Genomic DNA, 6,040 nt, shown 5'->3' with positions numbered 1-6,040 from the left:
GACCGCCCTTATAATAATCAATTATTGTATTTAAAATTCTTCTGTCAAGCTTATCAAGTCCAATTTCATCAATTTCAAGCATTTTCAAAGCTTTATCAGCTGTTATAGTATCAATTATGCCATTGCTTTTAACTACGGCATAATCTCTTACACGTTTTAAAAGTCTGTTGGCAATACGTGGGGTTCCTCTTGAACGCCTTGCAATTTCCTCAGCTCCATCACCATTGATTTCAACATTTATAATACTTGCTGAACGAAGTACAATTTCCTTCAAATCATCTGCATTATAAAAATCAAGATTGCACAAAACACCAAATCGATCCCTTAATGGTGATGCCAGCATCCCTGAACGTGTTGTGGCTCCTATCAATGTAAATTTAGGTAAATCCAGACGAATTGATCTTGCAGAAGGTCCCTTTCCGATTATTATGTCAAGTGCATAATCTTCTAACGCAGGATACATAATTTCTTCTACAGTCTTGTTTAGTCTGTGTATTTCGTCTATGAAAAGAATATCATTTTCATTTAAATTTGTAAGTATTGCAGCTAAATCGCCGGGTCTTTCAATAGCAGGACCTGATGTAACCCTTATGTTGACTCCCATCTCATTAGAAATAATATTGGCAAGAGTAGTTTTTCCTAATCCCGGAGGTCCCGAAAGCAAGACGTGATCCAGCGGCTGATTTCTTAATTTTGCTGACTCAATAAAAATATTTAAAACTTCCTTTACCTTATTCTGACCAATGTACTGGTAAAGCCTTTGAGGTCTTAAGCTAAACTCTAAATCTTCTTCTCCGTTATTTATGGTGCCGGCAACTATTTCATTTTCTCTATCAAACATTACAATACCTGCCTACTCATATTTTTTAAAGCTTCCTTTATTATTTCATTTTCGTTTTTTCCTTTCAAATCCATGCTATCCAGCGTTCTTTTTGCATCAAATGAACTGAACCCAAGAGCAATTAACGCATCAAGCACATCCGAAACTTCATTGTTTATTTCAGCAACGTACTCTTTTGTTTCTCCTCTTGGAAGGCTTTCTAAAGTTCCTACTTTATCCTTGAGTTCGAGAATAATTTTACTGGCTGTTTTTTTACCAATTCCAGGAACCTTTGACATTTTAACTGCATCATCTTTTAAAATAATTTCTTTTACAGCATTTGTTTCATACGTTGACAATATGGCAAGCCCTACTCTTGGTCCTACGCCATTTACTGATATAAGCTTTTTAAACAATTCCAGTTCATCCTGAGTCAAAAAACCATATAAAGCAACTATATCTTCCCTTATATGCATATATGTAAGTATCAATGAACGTTCTTTCTCATTAAGATTATTAAGAGTAGAAAGAGAAGTATTGATAAAATATCCTATGTTGCTATTTTCCAAAATTATATAATCTAAACCTTTTTTTACTACTTCACCTTTGATGTAGCTAATCATATTTCTCCTCCAGACACTAGCAAACACGGGGACGTTTCACCTGTCTTGTTTTCTTTGACAAAATATTTAATACTTTAATATTCTAAAGTTATCAGCGAATTTCAATGAATGAGCATGGCAAATTGCAGCAGCCAATCCATCAGCAACATCATCAGGCTGAGGTATTTTATCCAGCTTTAAAATAACTTTTATCATTTCCTGAACCTGCCTTTTGTCAGCACGTCCATATCCAACTAACCCTTGCTTTATTTGCAACGGAGTATATTCATAAAGAGGTATATTTTTGTTTTCAGCTGCTAGTAGATGAACACCTCTTGCTTGTGCAACAGCAATTGCAGTTTTAACATTTTTATTGTAAAACAATTCTTCAATTGCAACAGCTTCTGGCTTGTACATTTCAAAAAGATCAGTGTAACAATCATATATTTTCTTGAGCCTCTTTGGAAATTCCTCGCAACTTTCAGTTATTACTGCGCCATATTCAATAACTTCAAATTTATTTCCTATATAATTTAAAATACCATACCCAGATATTGCAAGTCCCGGGTCAATTCCAAATATTATCATAATTTTCCCTTTATAAATGCTTCTATTGTTTGTAATCCTCGACCCACTGTTAATCTATCGTTCATTATAGCATACATTTATTCTTATGTTAAGAACTTTTTATGAACATAGTTTCATTATGTAAATCTTTTCAATTTAAAAATTTTTACTATTAAATAATATAAAATATGTTATAATAAGGTCGTGCAGAAATGGAGACAATTATGTTTAAAAAAGATAACAAACTAAAAAGATTTGATTTCATACTATTTTTTACAACAATAATTTTATGTGTTTATGGATTTATTATTATTAACAGCGCTACCATGAGCAAAGCTTCAGGAAGCGAACCATATTTGAAAACTCAAATAATAGCATTCTTTCTTGGACTGGCAGTGATGTTTGTTCTGGTTATGATTGATTTTGATATTTATGGAAGCTTTTATCTTCCGATATACGGTGTCTCGGTAGCACTTTTACTGTATGTGCTTATAAATCCTGTCAGTGCTTCAGAATGGGGAGATGTTAGAAGCTGGATTGCCATAGGTCCTGTCGTATTTCAGCCATCTGAACTCGCCAAGTTTGGTGTTATTATTTCTGTGGCTAAATTTATTGATATAAATAAGGACAATATTGATGAACCGGGCGTTTTGATTAAAGTCTTAGCATTTGCATTTTTCCCGGTTGCATTAATTTTATTGCAACCGGATTTGGGAACAGCATTAGTCTTCATATTTTTTATTGCAGTAATGATATTTATATCAGGAATAAACAAAAAATATATTACCATAGTGCTCATTATAGGATTAATCCTTTTAATTATAGGAATTGCAACATTCTTCTATATAATGCAAGACTACACTCTTAACGAAGATTATCGTTTTGATAGAATTGTCACATTCTTCTATCCTGAATTAGACCCGGAAGATACAGGTTATCAAGTTATTCAATCAAAGACTGCAATAGGATCCGGAATGCTTTATGGCAGAGGTCTCTATAAAGGCGTTCAAAATCAGCTCGGATACCTTCCAACTAAGGAAACTGACTTTATTTTTGCAGTAATAGGAGAAGAACTAGGACTTATCGGAGGAATTGTTCTCTTGTGTTTTTATGGAGTTTTATTATACAGGCTCATTCGAATCGCAAAACACGCTCCTAATATGTTTGGATCATTAATTGTAACAGGTATAACGGGTATGTTATTGTTTCATATTTTCGAAAATATCGGCATGACAATGGGACTCATGCCGGTCACCGGTATTCCTCTTCCTTTTATCAGTTCAGGAGGAACATTCATGCTTGTAAACATGGTAAGTATAGGACTTGCACTGAGCGTTGGAATGAAAAGAGGAAAATTTGACCCGAACGACTTCTAAAAACAACTTCCACCTATAAATTCTCTTAATATAGATGTGCTTGATATTGCACTTTCATCCTCAATAGTCATGAAATAACTGAAGAATTTCAAAAGTCTTTGTCTTTCTGAATAAAACTTGCTGTCTTCCTGTATTTCCATTATCAGCGGCTCTGCATATTTTTTAAGTACACACAACTCATACACCAGTGCCGAATTAAAGATTGTATCAGCATTTTCCTGATAAGGAAAAATATATTTTTCTGTACCTTTTACAACATTATTCCAAAGTTCCATAGTTTTAATTACGTCGTTTCCTCTATGGGTATTATCTCTTACTATACGCCTAATAAGCCTTAAATCAGACGTAGAAATACGGTTATGGTTATCTATGTTCAATTGTGTCAAAGCACTGATGTATATTTTATATTTATTAATTTGAGGTATATTTTTAGTGAGCTTATCATTCAAGCCATGTATGCCTTCAATGAGTATTATGTGGTCATTTGTTAATTTAATTGGATTTCTTGTATATTCCCTTTTTCCTGCTTTAAAATTGTAATTTGGTATTGTTACTTCTTCACATGACATTAAGTTTAACAACTGCTCATTGAAAAGTTCTAAATCCAATGCATCAATTGTTTCGAAATCTAAATCTCCATTTTCATCTTTTGGAGTTAAATGTCTGTCAACAAAATAATCATCAAGCGAAAGAGCATATGTTTTTTTTCCGTTAACTCTCAATTGAATAGAAAGTCTTTGAGCAAAAGTTGTTTTTACGGAAGATGACGGACCAGCGATAAGAACTATTTTAATATTTTTATCTGTTGCAATTTCATCAGCAATATACGCTATTTTTTTCTCATGCAGGGCTTCATTAATACGTATCATATCATCTATTGTGTTATTCGCTATTTTTCTGTTTAGAGCTCCCACATATCCAACATCCATTATTTCACCCCAATCTTCAGCCTCTTTGAATACTACAGAAAGTTTCTTTTGTTCAATATATTCAGGAAGTTTAAAATTGTTTTCTCTTGTGGGAAAATTCAAAACAATCCCAGGGCAAAATAATTTCAAATCAAATTTATTTACAAATTCAGTATTTGGAGCTAAATATCCGTAAAATGTGTCATAATAGCCATCTATTTCATATACTCTTATTGTATCATTATCCGCATACTTTAAGAGTTCAATTTTATCAATCATTTGCTGTTTAGTAAAAATTTCATTTGCTTCTTCAACACTTAAAATTAATTTATTTATAGTTTTTTTTGAATTAATAATTTCTTGCATCAAGTTTTTAATATTTATAAGTTGTTTTTCATTTACTAAATGTTTATGCACAAATTCTGTATATAATCCCTTGTTCATTGAATGCTTAATAGAAACATCTACATCTTTAAATATATCTTTACATGCTTTAATATATATTAATGTCAATGTCCTCACATAAATTCTGTGTCCGTCTTCATCTGTAATATCGAGAAATTCAATTTTATCATTCTCTTTAAACTGTGAACTGTCAAGTTCCTGCAGTTTATTGTTTACTTTTACCGCCAGATATTTATTATAATCATATTGATGTGTCCTTTTTAAAAAGCTGAGCAATGATTCATTTTCATCAATATCGATTATTTCATTTTTTTCGCCAACTAATTCTATTTTCATAATTTATTCCCCTATTACATTAAGATTTTTCTCTCACTTATATCGGAAATAATTTCTTTTCCGTTCAAATACGAAAGTTCTCCTTCATAACCATTAAGAATCAATTTATACGCATGTAGTACCTGATGCTTTTCATTATCTTTCTTGCCATATTTTTTATCTCCTGCAACAGGGTGTCCTATTGATGATAAATGAGCTCTTATTTGATGAGCTCTTCCAGTTTCAATTTGTACTTCAACCCAAGTAAAATTTCCTTCTGTTTTAATTGGATGAGCATATGTTACGACACTTTTGGCATTTTCCTGATTATCTTTAACGATTTTAACCATATTCTTATATTCATCTTTTATTAAATAATCTTTTAATTCAATATCTTCGTTAATAATGCCATGAACTTTTGCCATATAGAATTTTTTAATGTTTCTTTCTCTGATAGCTTTATTTGTTTGCTTTAACGTATCATAGTTTTTGGCTGCAATTACAAGTCCAGAAGTATTTTTGTCAAGTCTGTTGCATACTGCAGGTTTAAAAGTAAAACTTATGTTTTCTTCTTTTGCATCTAGATAGACTTTTATTTCATCTACCAGATTTCTTGAGCTTGTTTCATCAGGCTGGGAGCTCAAACCAATTGGTTTGTTCACTACAAGAATATTATCATCTTCGAAAATAGTTTTAAAATGGATATCTGCCTGATTTAATGTTTTCTTTTCTCTAAATTTGTCAATTGTTTCATCGGACAAAAATAATTGAACCATATCATTTACCTTCAATACTTCTTCCGGTTCTGTTTTAGCATTATTCAATTTTATATTCTTTTTTCTAATCATTTTATAAATAAATGACTGATTAGCCTTATTTAGATATTTTTTTAAAAATCTATCTAATCTTTGACCCTCTTCATTTTTTGTTATAATTATTTCTTTCATATTTTTTACCATTCCTTTCGCTTCGCTCAAGGCACAAACAAGTTATGAAAAAATGGTTGCGCCCCTCCTCATTTTGTTTTAATATCTTCTTATGGAACAG

6 protein-coding genes are annotated in these 6,040 nt (G+C 31.6%); 1 reads left to right on the top strand and 5 read right to left on the bottom strand.

Going from position 1 to position 6,040, the window contains the following annotated elements:
• The 3 genes from ruvB to ruvC form a co-directional block, all read right to left on the bottom strand.
• A partial coding sequence (gene ruvB / locus SA378_RS11090) for a Holliday junction branch migration DNA helicase RuvB (RefSeq protein WP_318526043.1) occupies positions 1-841 on the bottom strand: 841 nt, incomplete at its 3' end.
• Positions 841-1,443: a Holliday junction branch migration protein RuvA gene (ruvA, locus tag SA378_RS11085; protein WP_318526042.1), complete on the bottom strand. Its 603-nt coding sequence runs from the start codon at positions 1,441-1,443 to the stop codon at positions 841-843. The genes ruvB and ruvA, both read right to left, overlap by 1 nt.
• Positions 1,444-1,509: 66 nt before the next feature.
• Positions 1,510-2,010: a crossover junction endodeoxyribonuclease RuvC gene (ruvC, locus tag SA378_RS11080; RefSeq protein ID WP_318526041.1), complete on the bottom strand. Its 501-nt coding sequence runs from the start codon at positions 2,008-2,010 to the stop codon at positions 1,510-1,512.
• A 203-nt stretch (positions 2,011-2,213) separates the two neighbouring features.
• On the opposite strand from ruvC, the gene rodA reads away from it, so the two are divergent.
• On the top strand, positions 2,214-3,365 hold the full coding sequence (gene rodA, locus SA378_RS11075) for a rod shape-determining protein RodA (RefSeq protein WP_318526040.1): 1,152 nt from the start codon (positions 2,214-2,216) through the stop codon (positions 3,363-3,365).
• Here rodA and SA378_RS11070 read toward each other — a convergent pair.
• On the bottom strand, positions 3,362-5,014 hold the full coding sequence (locus tag SA378_RS11070) for a nucleoside kinase (RefSeq protein WP_318526039.1): 1,653 nt from the start codon (positions 5,012-5,014) through the stop codon (positions 3,362-3,364). The two genes, rodA and SA378_RS11070, sit on opposite strands and share 4 nt — an antisense overlap.
• Positions 5,015-5,028: 14 nt before the next feature.
• Positions 5,029-5,952: an RluA family pseudouridine synthase gene (locus SA378_RS11065; protein WP_318526038.1), complete on the bottom strand. Its 924-nt coding sequence runs from the start codon at positions 5,950-5,952 to the stop codon at positions 5,029-5,031.
• Between the last annotated feature and the right edge of the window lie 88 nt (positions 5,953-6,040).

Source organism: Sedimentibacter sp. (genome assembly GCF_033447055.1).
In the GTDB taxonomy this organism is placed as follows: domain Bacteria; phylum Bacillota; class Clostridia; order Tissierellales; family Sedimentibacteraceae; genus Sedimentibacter.
This window is presented reverse-complemented; position numbering and strand designations above follow the sequence as displayed.